At 40.8% G+C, this 13,978-nt stretch carries 17 protein-coding genes; 5 read left to right on the forward strand and 12 right to left on the reverse strand.

Going from position 1 to position 13,978, the window contains the following annotated elements; translation table 11 throughout:
- The first annotated feature begins 7 nt into the window (after positions 1 to 7).
- The 3 genes from DYH63_RS19680 to DYH63_RS19690 are packed head-to-tail and all read left to right on the forward strand — an operon-like array spanning position 8 to position 1,748.
- Positions 8 to 538 carry a YciE/YciF ferroxidase family protein gene (locus DYH63_RS19680; protein WP_116790421.1) on the forward strand — a complete coding sequence of 177 codons (531 nt, stop codon included), beginning with the start codon at positions 8 to 10 and terminating at the stop codon, positions 536 to 538.
- A gap of 12 nt (positions 539 to 550) precedes the next feature.
- Entirely contained in the window at positions 551 to 1,408 is an 858-nt protein-coding gene (locus tag DYH63_RS19685; protein WP_116790906.1) for an SDR family oxidoreductase, read from the forward strand.
- A gap of 49 nt (positions 1,409 to 1,457) precedes the next feature.
- Positions 1,458 to 1,748, forward strand: coding sequence for a hypothetical protein (locus tag DYH63_RS19690; RefSeq protein WP_116790422.1), 291 nt, complete (start codon positions 1,458 to 1,460; stop codon positions 1,746 to 1,748).
- Positions 1,749 to 1,818: 70 nt separating this feature from the next.
- Here the strand turns inward: DYH63_RS19690 and DYH63_RS19695 are convergent, their stop codons facing one another.
- The 12 genes from DYH63_RS19695 to DYH63_RS19750 form a co-directional block, all read right to left on the reverse strand.
- The gene (locus DYH63_RS19695; RefSeq protein ID WP_116790423.1) at positions 1,819 to 2,184 is read right to left on the reverse strand and encodes a hypothetical protein; all 366 of its coding nucleotides are present in this window, start codon (positions 2,182 to 2,184) and stop codon (positions 1,819 to 1,821) included.
- Positions 2,185 to 2,260: 76 nt separating this feature from the next.
- Positions 2,261 to 2,728, reverse strand: coding sequence for a DUF4890 domain-containing protein (locus DYH63_RS19700; protein ID WP_116790424.1), 468 nt, complete (start codon positions 2,726 to 2,728; stop codon positions 2,261 to 2,263).
- A 197-nt stretch (positions 2,729 to 2,925) separates the two neighbouring features.
- Positions 2,926 to 3,336: a response regulator gene (locus tag DYH63_RS19705; RefSeq protein ID WP_116790425.1), complete on the reverse strand. Its 411-nt coding sequence runs from the start codon at positions 3,334 to 3,336 to the stop codon at positions 2,926 to 2,928.
- 244 nt (positions 3,337 to 3,580) lie between these two features.
- On the reverse strand, positions 3,581 to 4,336 hold the full coding sequence (locus DYH63_RS19710) for a LytR/AlgR family response regulator transcription factor (RefSeq protein ID WP_116790426.1): 756 nt from the start codon (positions 4,334 to 4,336) through the stop codon (positions 3,581 to 3,583).
- Between the two features lie 15 nt (positions 4,337 to 4,351).
- Positions 4,352 to 4,672, reverse strand: a complete 321-nt coding sequence (locus tag DYH63_RS19715; RefSeq protein WP_116790427.1) for an Hpt domain-containing protein — start codon at positions 4,670 to 4,672, stop codon at positions 4,352 to 4,354.
- Positions 4,656 to 5,687: a sensor histidine kinase gene (locus DYH63_RS19720; RefSeq protein ID WP_116790428.1), complete on the reverse strand. Its 1,032-nt coding sequence runs from the start codon at positions 5,685 to 5,687 to the stop codon at positions 4,656 to 4,658. The genes DYH63_RS19715 and DYH63_RS19720 overlap by 17 nt, the downstream gene beginning before the upstream one ends.
- Entirely contained in the window at positions 5,684 to 6,817 is a 1,134-nt protein-coding gene (locus tag DYH63_RS19725) for an FIST signal transduction protein (RefSeq protein WP_116790429.1), read from the reverse strand. The genes DYH63_RS19720 and DYH63_RS19725 overlap by 4 nt, the downstream gene beginning before the upstream one ends.
- A 3-nt stretch (positions 6,818 to 6,820) precedes the next feature.
- Positions 6,821 to 8,743 carry a PAS domain S-box protein gene (locus DYH63_RS19730; protein ID WP_116790430.1) on the reverse strand — a complete coding sequence of 641 codons (1,923 nt, stop codon included), beginning with the start codon at positions 8,741 to 8,743 and terminating at the stop codon, positions 6,821 to 6,823.
- Position 8,744: 1 nt separating this feature from the next.
- Entirely contained in the window at positions 8,745 to 9,281 is a 537-nt protein-coding gene (locus DYH63_RS19735; RefSeq protein ID WP_116790431.1) for a heme NO-binding domain-containing protein, read from the reverse strand.
- Between the two features lie 21 nt (positions 9,282 to 9,302).
- Positions 9,303 to 9,707 (reverse strand): response regulator, encoded by a 405-nt coding sequence (locus DYH63_RS19740; RefSeq protein ID WP_439952027.1) that lies wholly within the window; start codon positions 9,705 to 9,707, stop codon positions 9,303 to 9,305.
- Between the two features lie 494 nt (positions 9,708 to 10,201).
- Complete coding sequence (locus DYH63_RS19745) at positions 10,202 to 11,449, reverse strand: aspartate kinase (protein ID WP_116790433.1); 1,248 nt, start codon at positions 11,447 to 11,449, stop codon at positions 10,202 to 10,204.
- Between the two features lie 24 nt (positions 11,450 to 11,473).
- Positions 11,474 to 11,953, reverse strand: a complete 480-nt coding sequence (locus tag DYH63_RS19750; RefSeq protein WP_116790907.1) for a GNAT family N-acetyltransferase — start codon at positions 11,951 to 11,953, stop codon at positions 11,474 to 11,476.
- Positions 11,954 to 12,065: 112 nt separating this feature from the next.
- Here DYH63_RS19750 and fbp point away from each other — a divergent pair, with 112 nt between their 5' ends.
- Positions 12,066 to 13,079, forward strand: coding sequence for a class 1 fructose-bisphosphatase (fbp, locus tag DYH63_RS19755; RefSeq protein ID WP_116790434.1), 1,014 nt, complete (start codon positions 12,066 to 12,068; stop codon positions 13,077 to 13,079).
- A gap of 309 nt (positions 13,080 to 13,388) precedes the next feature.
- Positions 13,389 to 13,832 (forward strand): hypothetical protein, encoded by a 444-nt coding sequence (locus DYH63_RS19760; protein ID WP_116790435.1) that lies wholly within the window; start codon positions 13,389 to 13,391, stop codon positions 13,830 to 13,832.
- Positions 13,833 to 13,978: the final 146 nt, after the last annotated feature.

A 13,978-nucleotide genomic window follows, 5' to 3' on the forward strand; every position in this document is an offset into this window, starting at 1 on the left:
ATTAGTCATGCAGACAGTAATTAATAAACATGGATACGAGCAGGCCGAAGCGCTTCGTGGGCTGTTTGAGAGACAGCTAAAAGAACTGTACTGGGCAGAGGCTGTATTGGCGGACATGCTGAAAAATGTCATTTTACAATCATATAGTAAAGATCTTATATCGCTGCTTGAGAAGCATCTTACACAAACTTACATTCATACAAGCAGGTTAGAGCAGGTTTTTACTTCTATAGGCATTACGCCCGAAAAACAAGTATATCCTGCTGTAAACTGCCTTATAGAAGATGCTGCGCAGTTTATACATGATACCAGCCCCGGTATAGTGCGTGATGCCGGAATTATTGCGCTTTTGCAAAAGCTAAAGCATCATCAAATAGCCTGCTATGGTACCATGCGTGCTTATGCTATAGCGTTGCGTGAAGAGGGCATAGTACTGCTTTTTGAACAAACGCTACAGGAAGAAAAAGGCATAGACCTGTTGCTTACCGCAATAGCAGAATCGCATATAAATATTGAAGCAGCCGATAAAGAAATTTAAAAAATGAATGTTATGGGTTTAGATCTAAAAATACCGCCCCAGCACCAGGACACGCAGCCGGGAAAGGAGTTTAAAATGACCCCTGAACCCGAATATATTAGAGATGGATACAAAGGCAGCGGCAAACTAATGGGTAAAATAGCCCTGATTACCGGTGGCGATAGTGGCATAGGGCGCAGTACCGCAGTACACTTTGCACGGGAAGGGGCTGATGTGGCAGTTGTGTATCTTAATGAGCATAAAGATGCTAAGGCAACTAAACTTGCCATAGAGGCAGAAGGCAAGCAATGCCTGCTGATTAGTGGCGATATTAAAGATGAAAATTTTTGCCGCAAGGCTGTGCAGGATACTGTAAAAGAATTTGGAACGCTAAACATTGTTGTAAATAATGCAGCGGTACAATTTCCTAAAGAAAAAATGGAAGAATTAGTACCTAACCAGATACGGGAAACCTTTGAAACAAACATATTGCCCTTTTTTTATGTAACCCAGGAAGCTATGGGGTTTTTGAAAGAAGGAGACAGCATCATTAATACGGCATCTGTAACGGCCTATCGTGGTAGTCCACACCTGCTTGATTATAGTACAACAAAAGGTGCAATAGTATCTTTTACCCGGTCATTATCGGGTATGGTTGCAGAAAAGGGTGTAAGGGTTAATGCCGTAGCACCCGGCCCTATATGGACTCCGCTTATACCGGCCAGCTTTACAGAAAAAGAGGTGGCTGAATTTGGTAAAGATGTGCCTATGAAACGCCCCGGCCAGCCTGCCGAAGTAGGACCGGCTTACGTATTCCTGGCCAGTGCCGATGCCTCCTACATTACAGGTCAGGTTATACACATTAATGGCGGCGAAGTTGTGGGAGGATAAATTTTGAATATAATTGACTTTAATATAGTAACCGTAAAATAACAAGATTATGGAAACAAGCAGAACAGGCAGGGTATACACTACCGCGCCGATAAATGAAAACGAAAGACTGGAAGAAATTAAAAACCTTGCTCCGGATAATACATTGCCGTATGAAGATCCTGCTGTAACAAACCCCGAAGAGCTGGCAAGTTTTCCAAAGCCTGCGCCAAAGGCGGATGCAGCTGATGTAGAAGAAGAAAGTGCTACACGAATTGTAAGCCTTAAAAGCTCGCCGGTAAGGGACGGGCGAAACATTGTGCGAACAGATACTAATCCGGATCCGGATGGTTTTATGTAAAGTTATAAACCCCAAAAAATAAAAATCCCGGAATTTTCCGGGATTTTTTTATATACTATTTTGCCACTTATTAGTGGGTAAGCGTTTTTAAAAGCTCAGGGTTTTTATCAAGTGCTGCTGTTTGGTCTGCAGTAAGTGTAGCCCTTAGTTTTGCATCAATGGTCTTGTAAATAACATTGCGTGCTGCATCGTTTGTGGCGGTGCTAAGTTCGCGGTGCTTATACTCAAAAAGGCCTTTAAGGCTTACCTTTTCATCTGCACTAATGGTTACAGCTTTTTCAAGGGCAGCCAGGTCGTTTGCGGCAGCTTTTTCAAAAGCGCTATCGGTAGAAGCTGCTTCTTTTTTAACGGCTGCTTTTGCAGGAGTCTTCTTTTGCGCGTTTGCGCTAAAGCTTATTCCTACAGTTAATACAAGTAGTGCAATTATCTTTTTCATGTTAAAGTGTTAAGTTTAGGTTTATTATTCAAATCTAACTAATTTGCTAAAGAACACAAAACTTTATAACACAAAATTATTTTCTGCGGATGTTTCTAACTTTATGTTTTCCATTAAAGCCTTTTTGATGCGCTTGATCTCCCATTTTTTCAAATTTAGCATACTTGTCTGCATTTAGTATTTTTTTCATCTCACGTTTTAGTGCTATACGGTCGTCCAGCATTTGGCTTCTCATTGCAAAACGCTCATCATCGGTAAGTTTTTTACCGGCTTCTCTGTCAACTTTATGCTTCTCTATTAGTTCCTGCTTTTTAACTTCACGGCCCTGAATTAGTTTTTGCACATCTTTTTGCTGTTTGTCATTAAGATCCAGTGCCAGGGTAAGTTGTTTTGCCCTAAGCTCTGTGCGCTGTTCGGGGGTAAGATGTGCCTTTTGTTCCATGCGCCTTTTGTCATGGTTTGGCCTGTCCGTTTTCCTTCCGTCATTTTGGGCGCTCATTGTTACACCCATCATCATTGCAATAGCTAAAATCCACGTTTTCATAAGGTATAATTTTTTAAAGTTATATGTATAAGACAATGTGGTACAGAAAAAGTTTAATTAAGCCATGTGTTAATTTTAATTACATAAGGTTATCCAGCAAGTTTTTCAACATCGAGCGGAACCTTAGATAAGCAAGTAAGGCGCCCTTGTGGGGGCGCCTTACCTTTTATAAGTAGTGTTTGGGGGTTATCTGAAGTTTACGAAATAAGTTCGTTAGAGCTCCAGTATTCTAAAAGCTTTTTAGTGCTTGTCATGTAATCGTCGTGCTTAAGCGGTTTTACAACATAACCGGCAATACCGTTTTGATAACACTCTTTAATGTCTGTAAAGTTATTAGAGGTGGTAAGTATTATGGTAGGTATAAACTTGCGGTTGTCATCTTGTTTTATGATCTTAAGAAACTCAAGGCCGTTTACCTTTGGCATATTAAGGTCAAGTATAATAATATCAGGATTAACTGTCCTGTCTTTAAGCAGGTTTAATGCTTCTTCGCCGTTATTAGCTTCGGTTATTTTATGTTTGGTTTCAAGGTTTTTAACCACGCGGTTAAATTTCATTACTTCAATCGCATCGTCTTCTACTAGTAATATATTTAATGGCCTTGACATAATCTTTATTTTTATAGTACAAATGTAAGGCACATTTCTATTCTGATTTTGCGGAAATAGCCCGCCTGCAAAGCACTATCGTTGAATGGTAGTTTAGCGGCGATGAACAGTTTCTGAACCCATTTGTAATGTAATGCGTATAGTTATATTATAAATTTTACCAATAGCGTTAAAATAAAAAAGCCTGCAAAAATGGGGGTATATGCCATCTTTGCAGACTTTTTAAATATTTATTAATTGAATATTAAAGCATGTTAAGGCGCTTCATAAGTTCCGGCCTGTTTGCCCTGCTTACGGGTATAACATCTTTGCCTATAAGCACGCTGTTATCTTCAATATCTATAATCTTTTTTGTATTGATAATATAGGTGCGGTGCACTTTAAGGAAAAGGTGCGAGGGTAGTTTTTCCTCTATCTTTTTCAGGGTACTGTGCACAATGTAATTTTTGGCTTCGGTTTTTATGTGTATGTAGTCACCTTTAGCTTCTACAACGTTAACCGATTGTATTTCTATTTTTATAAGCCTGCGGTCTATGTTTACATAAAACTCAGTAGCCGTATCGGCAGGTGTAGCAGCTTCTTTATTTTCAGAAGCAGCTGGTGCAGCCTGTACCGGAGCAGCAGGAGCTGCATCATTACTTGCTTTGTGTGCTTTTGCCTTTTTAACGGCTCTTAAAAAACGCTCTTCGGTAATGGGCTTAACCATATAATCTACAATGCAGTCATATTCAAAAGCTTCTGTCGCAAAGTTTTTGTCCGATGTAACCAGTACTACTGCGGGAGGATTTTTTATTGTTTGGATAAAATCGAAACCTGTAAAATCTGGCATGTGGATGTCCAGAAAAATCAGGTCTGTGCTGTCTTCCGGCTGATTAAGGTGCTTCATGGCCTGCATGGCATTGCCATAGTCGCCGGTTAATACCAGCTCAGGATCCCTTTTTATCATTCCGGCTATAATGGTGCGTGCCAGCCCCTCGTCGTCTACAATAATGCAGTTCATATTTTTTAAAAATACTTATAAAGAATCGGCAAAGCTTTGCATGGTATTTAGTACCGCGTCAAACTCAGCAGCCATTCCTGTCTGGTTGTTTTTAAGTTCCTCTTCAAAATTTTCAGCAAGATAGTAACTTTTTTCCAATCCAAGTATGCTCACTTTATGCTTTAGCTTGTGCACGTGTGCGGCAGCGGCTTTAAGGTCGCCGGCATTAAAGCAGGTCCTGTAAACAGCAATTTCTTCCGGAAGCTCGCGCTGTATGGTAGTTACAAGTGCTGTCCTGAACTCAAGGTCATCTCCGGCAAGGCTGTTTATGTAGCTAAGGTTAGGCTGCTCTGTCATGAGGTAATGTAAAATAAAAAGTTGTGCCTTCGTTCTCGGTACTCTCAAGCCAGATGCGACCCTGGTAATATGCTACTATCTTTTTTACGATAGAAAGCCCTATACCCGATGAATTGTCGTTATTATCAAGCTTAGTAAAGATATTAAATATTTTTTCAAAATACGCCTTTGGTATGCCGCGGCCGTTATCCTTTACAAAAAACACATACTCTTTATCACCTTCATCGCATCCTACTTCAATAAGCCCATCGGTCTTATCGTTATATTTTACTGCATTTTCTATAATATTCTGGAACAGTTGCCTAAAGCGGTAATAGTTACCCTCAAGCTTAGGCATTTGTTGTTTAATGTTTACCTTAATATGGTTAGGTACCATCATGGTTTGAACCGTTTCATCCAGAAGCTGGTTAAAATCGATGATCCTGTTTTCTGCATCCTGCCTGTCTACAGATGAGTAGTTAAGGATACCCTTAATAAGCAGATCCATTTTTTCTACATTGTATTGTATAAGCCCCAGAGAGTTTTGGGTTTCGGTATCCAGCTTGCCGTTACTGTCTTCAACAATCCAGGCTACAAGCGTGTTAATGGTGCGTAGCGGCGACTTAAGGTCGTGGCTTACCATGTGGGCATAATCGTTAAGCTCCTGGTTTTGCTTCTCCAGGTTTTTAAGAAGCTCTTCACGCTGGCGGCTTATTTTTACAATTTCTTCCGATTGTTTTTTAATGTATTCAGCAGGGTTAAAGCTGTCACTCAGGTCTTCGGCGGCAAGGTTCATAGAGAACAGTACCGATTTAAGGTCTTCGTTAACCGCCTTAAGGCTTTCTGCCTCCTGGCGTAGTTTTGCATTGGCCTCAAACAACTCATCAGAACTGAGCTGCATGGCGCGCTGCATTAAATTTATCTGGTCGTTATAATTTGCATACGACTTTTCTATAGCGTCAAAAAAACTCTCCATGCCCAGGGCGTTGTGCCCAAGGTGTTTTTGTATCTGCCTTTGTAATAATGAATTTCTCATTCGCTTAGCAGGGTTAATGTCATTGTCTGGTTGTGCAGCTCGCACAGCATTGAATTGTAATGCGGTGCTATTTCTCCGTACGAATAAAATCCGGCGAGGGCTACACTATCTCCTAATATTTCTTTTATAAGTTCTGCTTCTTCCTCTATGCGCTGGCCCATAATGGCCTTACGGCCCATGCAGCTAACCAGCAGGGCAAGTTCCGTTTTTTTCTCACGGTCTTCAGAAGCAGTTTTTGCGGCATCTATTGCGCCGCGCACAATGCCTTCCGGCGATGCCATCATTAATTGTACATGGCTGCCCTGGGCGCAGTTTCCTGCCAGGATTATAGAGCCATCTGCAGTGTCTATGTTAAGTATGGTGCGCACCACGGCATAGTCTTTTCCGGGTTCTGTAATACTTAGGGGGTATGATAAAAGCGACTCCAGTTGCTGGTGTGCCTTTTCGCCCAGGTATTTTTTATAGAGGTCCAGGGCGGGCTGCCCGTCTATTTCATAAACAAGGTTACCAATTGTTTTTGTTGCAAGCCTTTTTGGCCCAAACGGCTGAAACCCGCCAAAGCTGGCGTAGGTTACCTCTAGGCTGTCGCCATACAGGCCTACCAGTACGGCTTCGCCTTCTTTAGGGCTTTCATTGTAGCCGGCTGTAGTGCGTTCAAAACGGCCATCATCGCCACAAAGGCCACCGGTTACGGCTACATCTGTACCTATCTCTTTTTCGAGCCCGGCTATTAGTGCGCTGCCATTTATAAAATTGCCACCTGCCAGTACAAATACATGGCGCAGGTTTTCCTGGGGCATTTTACCATATAAAACAGCCCCCAGTTTTTCGGCATCTTTATCATGGTCAAAAACATTTGCCGTAGTAACTTTAAACGTACTTTTTTCAAATGCTATGGCGGTTACCGACAGCGAATTTTCAAACACCATGGTGTCTGTAATTTCGCCTGCTGTAGAGCCATACACAAAATCAGAATACGGAAATTCCTGTTTAAGGTTTGCCATCAGGCTTTCATCTTCCATAAGCAGGCGGTTGCCAAATACAATAACCAGCGGGTTGTTTAGCGCTGTTTTATTGGTTGTATAGTTCCATCCCCTAAACTTGGTATAATATGCCTGGACAATTTTCATTAGTTATTTGGTTTTTGGTAATTGGATAAAGAAGGTAGTACCGTGACCGGGTTCGCTCTCCAGCCATATTTTGCCCTTATAATTATCGATGATCTTTTTCACGATAGAAAGCCCAAGCCCCGTAGAACGCTCATTTTTAACCAGCGACTGGAATATCTTGAATATTTTTTCATGGTTTTCTTTGGCAATGCCCGGGCCATTATCTTTTACATAAAAGGTGTGGGCTGCCTTGGTTTCATTATGGCCTATGTTTACCGTGCCTTCAGGCTTGTCTATATAGGTTACGGCATTGCCTATAAGGTTTTGAAACAGCTGCTGCATACGGTAGCGGTCTGCCAGTATTACAGGCAGTGTGCAGTCTACCGTTACCTTTATGTGCGAAGGGATATCGATAATATGGATGATATTGTTAACAATCTCGTCAAGGTTTACTTTTTCTCTGTTAACATCGGCACGGTCTATGCGCGAGTAGGTGAGTACACCCTGTATAAGGCTGTCCATCTTTTCAAGCTTATTTTCGATCATCGAAAAATATAGCGATGTCTGCTCGGTCATGGTGCCTTCATTCTCTTCCCTTATCCATGCCATAAGCGAATTGATGCTGCGCAGTGGCGATTTAAGGTCGTGCGATACGATCTGGGCATAGTCTTCAAGCTCTTTATTACTTTTTTCGAGGCTGTTCATCAGCTCTTCGCGCTGTTTTTCAAGCTTCTTACGCTCAGTAATGTCTTCTTGTATGGCAAAGAATCTTGAAATTTCACCCCACTGGTTGTAGAGTGCCTGGCCGGTTATTTGCAGCCAGAATTTTTTGCCGTTTTTATTATAGTTTACGATCTCACAGTTAAAGGGCTCGCCTTCTCTAATTTGCCTGGAAAGGTAAGCCACTGCCTCAGGGCTGGTGTCTTTACCTTGCAGCATTTCTCCCGGCTTTTTACCCACGAGTTCAAATATGTTATATCCTGTAACCTGTTCAAAACTCTCGTTAACCCACTCTATACGGCCATCGCGGTCGCAAATAACCACCGAGTTCATATTCTTTTCTGCAATAAGCGAAAGCAGTTTTAACTGTTCTTCTTTCTCTTTAATCTCTGTCATGTCTTCGATCATGGCAAAGTATTGCTGTATCTCGCCCTTATCATTATACACGGGTTGCCCCTGTGTACGGGTCCAGAAGTAAGAGCCGTCTTTACGGCCGTGGGTTATCTCTACATCAAATGGTTTTCCGCTGTAAAACAGGTCGATCATTTTTTGCAGGGCCTCTTTTTCTATCGCAGGATTGTTGCCTATTTCAACGGGTGTCTGGCCGAATATCTCTTCCCTGCTAAAGCCGGTAAGTTTCAGGTAGGCATCATTGCACCAAAATATTTTTGCATCGGGCGTAGTAAAAATAATGGCATTGTTGTTAGCGCTTGCAACCAGAGATTGCATATTAAGCTCTTCGCGTTCTTTTTTAAGTTCTTCGCGCTGGTCGTTGTTTATTTTTAACAGATTGCGTAACTCCAGGGTGCTTATTTCCTGGGTTTTTAGCAGCTGCAATAAATCGAGCAGAGGGTCGTAATTTGCAAAGTCGAAAATGTTGAGGCTCTTGCTTTTTATTTCTTCGATAGAGATAAACCACGGCGACCCAACAAACAAAAATTTATCGTCTAACAACTCAAACTGCCCACGAATAACAGTATCATGCCCGGTGCGGCATTCTATAATAACCAGTTGGTTAACATTTTCTGATAGCGCTTTTGCAGTTATAGTATCTAAAAATGGCCTTTTTATGCGAAAGTTTTCGTTAAAGCTGTCCCCCTTTTTTAAGGAAGGGTACAGTTTACCAAAGCTGGTGCCGTAAGAGATTATTTCGAGGTTATTATTGAGCAGTACATAAAATGGAAAAATCTTATTGAAGTTTTCTTTTTTAAATGTAAAATTCTCCATACTACCAGCTTATTTTATAACTCAGTTCAGTGTTTGTATCCGTATCAGGTTGTGGCTCTATTACCACACTTTCATTAAATATGGTTGCCAGTCCATTAACATACCCTTCTACATAAGGCAGCATTTCGGGGTGCCTTTTGCGGTAGTGGAGTACCAGGCTGCTGTCTGCCGTATCAGACACCCTGAATTCAGGCGGCGTCAGTTCCGGGTAAATAAGGCTTATCCTGTTATGATAATTAGGTAAATTTATTAAATATTCCCGAAGCGTGCCGCCCCTGGAACTCATAATATTATTAAATTTTTTATTTGTGGTAAGTATAACCTGCTTTCCTATATTGTAAAGTATGTAGGTAAAGGATTGCTCAGTAGCTGCTGCAATGGCTTTAGCAAGTTTATAGGTTACGGTATCATTATACGGTTGCTCTGTAACGGTAAAATCTACAGTAACGCCACTTTGGCTTAAAACAGCCTCCCACTTTTCGGGACCCAGCTGCTCCTCAGCATAATCTTTAATGGCTACATAAATTACTCCGTACATATATAATGGTGGTTGTGTTTGTTATTGAGAGGTAAGTTCGTTTGTACCCCAGTATTCAATCAGTTTTTTTACGCGGTCAGTATAATCTTCATACTTAAGCGGTTTTATTAAATATCCTGCAATGCCTATGCGGTAACACTCCATAACATCGCGGTGGTTGTTACTGGTACTAAGTATAATTGCGGGAATATATTTAAGTACTTCGTCTGCCTTTAATATTCCTAAAAACTCTATACCGTTTATCTTTGGCATATTCAGGTCAAGAATAATAATATCAGGAATAATGTTTTTATCTTTAAGTATATGAAGCGCCTCTTCTCCATTACCTGCTTCTATAACCTTATGGTTTAGTTCCATAGATTTTAAAACCCGGTTGAATTTCATTACCTCAATGGCATCGTCTTCTATAAGTAAAATATTTAGCATTCCAGAAATTTAATAAAAGGTGGTACTTGTAACAATCAAATGTAATGAGGATATATGTATTTATATAGTTTTAACACCTTTCAGGTCGGTTTGTGTCGGTGGTTGGTTAATTGCTGTCGACGAATGGTTATTACTGAAAAACACTTTTAACTATATTAACAAAACCTTTGGTTTTAACAGGAAATGCCCTGTTTTTCACTTCACCGATACTTATTTACATTTTGTCGATTGTAGCTTTTCGGTGGTCGAAAATGTAAGTAGCTCGCTACAAACCCGCCCTATCTTTGCCATGTAAATAAGAAATAACAGCCGCTAAGGCTTATGATATAAATAAAGACTTCAAGATTTTCGCTTCAAAAAATGAGTCCCCATTTACTTAAATTTTTTGAAGATCCTAATGCTAACTACATTTATTGAAAAACCTGCGATTGCCCCCAATCGCAGGTTTTTATCTTTTAAACGCTAAACAAATTATTTGCTGTAAATTACACCTCCTATGTAACGATCTGCATGGTTTCGCGGCTTACCTGCCTTACCAGTACATCACGGTTCTTGGTAACAGTCTCGGCTGAATTTTCATTAAAGTGGCGAATGGTGTATAAAGAAACGTTATCATTATACGTTACCTTAAACTTTTTAGACAGCAGGGTTTTTAGTTCTGCAAAATTACCAAACTTATCATCTACACATACAGAGAAGCTAATGGCTGAGTTTTGTATCAGTGATACTTTCATTCTGTACTTGTGCAGGAGTGCAAATATTTCGCTGATATTCTCTTCCATGATAAAAGAGAAATCCAGCGAAGAAAGCGATATAAGCAACTGGTTCTTTTTAACGATAAAGCAATTGGTGTGTGGCTCCAGGTCAGCCCCTTTGCTAACGCTTGTGCCCGGTAACAGCGGGTTTATAAACGATTTTACAAACAGCGGAATTTCTTTGCGCTGTAGTGGTTGTAACGTTTTTGGGTGAATAACCGTAGCGCCGTAAAAGGCAAGCTCTATAGCCTCGCGGTAGCTTATTTGGTTTAGCAGTACAGCATTTTCAAAATAACGCGGATCTGCATTAAGCACACCCGGTACATCTTTCCATATTGTTACGCTTTCGGCATTAAGGCAGTAGGCAAATATAGCAGCAGTGTAGTCAGAACCCTCACGACCCAGTGTGGTTGTAAAGTTATTATCGTCGCTACCTAAAAAGCCCTGTGTAATGTTAAGGTGCTTTTTCTTTACATTTTTAGAAATGTTTTTTTGCGTAGCCTCCCAGTTTACTACGGCATCGCGGTAGGTGTTATCTGTTTTTATAAGTTCGCGCACATCTACCCATGTGTTTTTAAGGCCAAGGAAGTTAAAGTAATGGCTTACAATAGTTGTAGAAAGCACCTCTCCAAGGCTAACCACCTGGTCATACACAAAGTTATAATTAGATGCCTTACTGTTTTTTAAGAAGCCTTCGAGGTCACTGAATATTTTGCTTACCGCTGTAAATACATCATGGCTTTCGTCTTCAAAAAGTTCTAACAGTATCTGGTTGTGGTATTTTTTTATATCCTGTATGCTCGATTGCAGTTCGGCAGATTTATCAAAGTAGTTCTTTATCACTACCTCAAAAGCATTGGTAGTTTTGCCCATTGCGCTTATTACAAGCAGCACATCTTCATGGCCTACCTTTTGTAATACGTCGTATACGTTTTTTATTCCTTCGGCATCTTTAACCGATGCACCTCCAAATTTAAATACTTTCATTTATCGTCATTATTACATATAAATCTATTGCTGAGATGTCAGGGTAAAAGTTGCCAGTCCCTGTTCATCCATTTGTACGGTACGCCAGTCGTCAAAAACTTTTGCACCGCTCTTTTGGTAAAAGTCTATTGCCTGAGTGTTCCAGTCCAGTACTGCCCATTCTACGCGGCGCAGCCCCTGTGCTTTTGCAAACTTCATTACCTCTTTATACAGCGCGCTGCCGGCTCCGGTGCCACGATATTGTTCTCTTACAATAAGGTCTTCCAGGTGTATGGTTTTGCCTTTCCAGGTACTGTAACGGTAGTAAAATAAAGCCATGCCTATAATATTACCATCTATTTCGGCAACAAAGGTTTGAAATAGCGGATTGTGTCCAAAGCCATCGCGCTGCAGGTCGGTCACAGTTACTACAACGGCTTCCGGCTCTTTTTCAAATATGGCCAGTTCTGTAATCAGTTCCAGCACGTCAGGCATATCTTCTTTCTGTCCTCTTCGGATATTCATTATCTCAATCTTTTTGGCAAAAGTAAGGTTTAACAAACTGCTAAATAATAAATTATTTTCATATCACAAAAATTTAGATATTTGTGCAAACCCAAACTATAACGTTTTCGTGATGGAAGAAAGAAACAAAACCCTTGGTGAATTTATTATTGAAAAGCAGGAAGACTTTCGCTACTCCTCAGGCGAGCTTTCCAGGCTTATCAACTCCATCCGCCTTGCAGCAAAGGTGGTAAACTACAAAGTAAACCAGGCCGGGCTGGTGGACATTACCGGTGCGGCAGGTGCACAGAACATTCAGGGCGAAGACCAGCAAAAGCTGGATGTATTTGCTAACGATACTTTTATGGAAACCCTCATTAACCGCGAAATCGTATGTGGCATAGCCAGTGAAGAAAATGACGATTTTATTGTTATTAAAGGTGGAGACGGCAACCACAACAACAAGTACATCGTGCTGATGGATCCGCTGGACGGGTCGAGCAATATAGATGTGAATGTACCCGTAGGTACCATTTTTTCTATTTACCGTAGGGTAACACCTGTGGGAAGCCCCGTAACTATAGATGATTTTTTACAACCCGGCGATGCGCAGGTGGCGGCTGGGTATGTTATTTATGGAACCAGTACCATGCTGGTATATACCACAGGGCATGGCGTTAACGGTTTTACGCTAAACCCTGCCATTGGTACTTTTTACCTGAGTCACCCTAATATGCAGTTTCCTAAAGATGGTAACATCTATTCGATAAACGAGGGTAATTATGTGCATTTTCCGCAAGGGGTAAAGGATTACCTTAAATACTGCCAGCGCGAAGAAGAGAACCGCCCCTATACCAGCCGTTACATAGGCAGCCTGGTGGCCGACATTCACCGTAATATGATTAAAGGCGGTATTTACCTGTACCCAACGAGCAGTAAAGCACCTAAAGGCAAGCTGCGCCTTTTATATGAATGTAACCCGATGGCTTTTATTGCCGAGCAGGCAGGGGGCAAGGCTACCGATGGTTTTGGCCGCATTATGGAGATTCAGCCTACCGAACTGCACCAGCGTGTACCGTTCTTTTGCGGAAGCTATAACATGGTGAGCAAGGCTGAGGAGTTTATGGAGGCGAGTCAAAAGGTGTAAAGTTCCAGAGTAGCAAAGTCTGTCAGGCGGGAGTGAAGCTAATTCCCCTCCTTCGGAGGGGTGCCCGCAGGGCGGGGTGGTTAAAAAGGAACGCGGATGACGCGGATGCTGCGCAGTCGCGAATTTACGCGGATTTTCTACTCTTCCATGTCGACGATAGGAGACATAACATCTCACGGTACGACTGAAGCTGCTCCTCTCTACTTTGGAGAGGGGCTAGAGTTCTGTTATCTATGAAAGTATCCTCTTAGAGGCTAACTGTGTAATGTGGCTTAATTATTTTGGTTATATTAGCTTGAAATTCTAATTATGAAAAAACTCTTCTTTTTATTATTTATAATTTGTCAATTTAGCTGCTTTTCGCAGGATTATATTGGTAAGGATTTTAATGTGGGAAAAGCTGATTTGAAAAAAGATTTCGCAAATAAAGGTTTTAATTTTATTAAAGAAAAATCCAAAACTTACAACTCAGGGGCATTCGTTAGCAGCGTTGATTTATTATATAAAGAAGAATTTGTTGTTATCATCAATAAAAATAAATTTGATAATATTGCCTCTTTTCAGATTTATACAAATCATGAGAAGATAATGGAGAAAATTAAAAACGTTTTCAGCTTTTCATCTTGGAAATATGAGCAGACAATCGAGGATGGTATTGCTAAAGTTTACACCTTTAAAGATGTTACTATCAAGCTGACCAAATCTCCGGATTCCTCAATTATGAAATACACATTATTCTTTTATAAAAATTAATGTCATATCCACTAACTATATCTGGCTTCATCACACAAATTCTTCCCATAGAAATAAAAGAAGATAGTGATTACTCTCATAATTTCTACTTACAAAGGATTCATATATCCGCAAGTGGACAGGAATATGTGTAAGCTCCCCCAAAA

It is taken from the genome of Flavobacterium psychrotrophum (assembly GCF_003403075.1).
Lineage (GTDB): Bacteria > Bacteroidota > Bacteroidia > Flavobacteriales > Flavobacteriaceae > Flavobacterium > Flavobacterium psychrotrophum.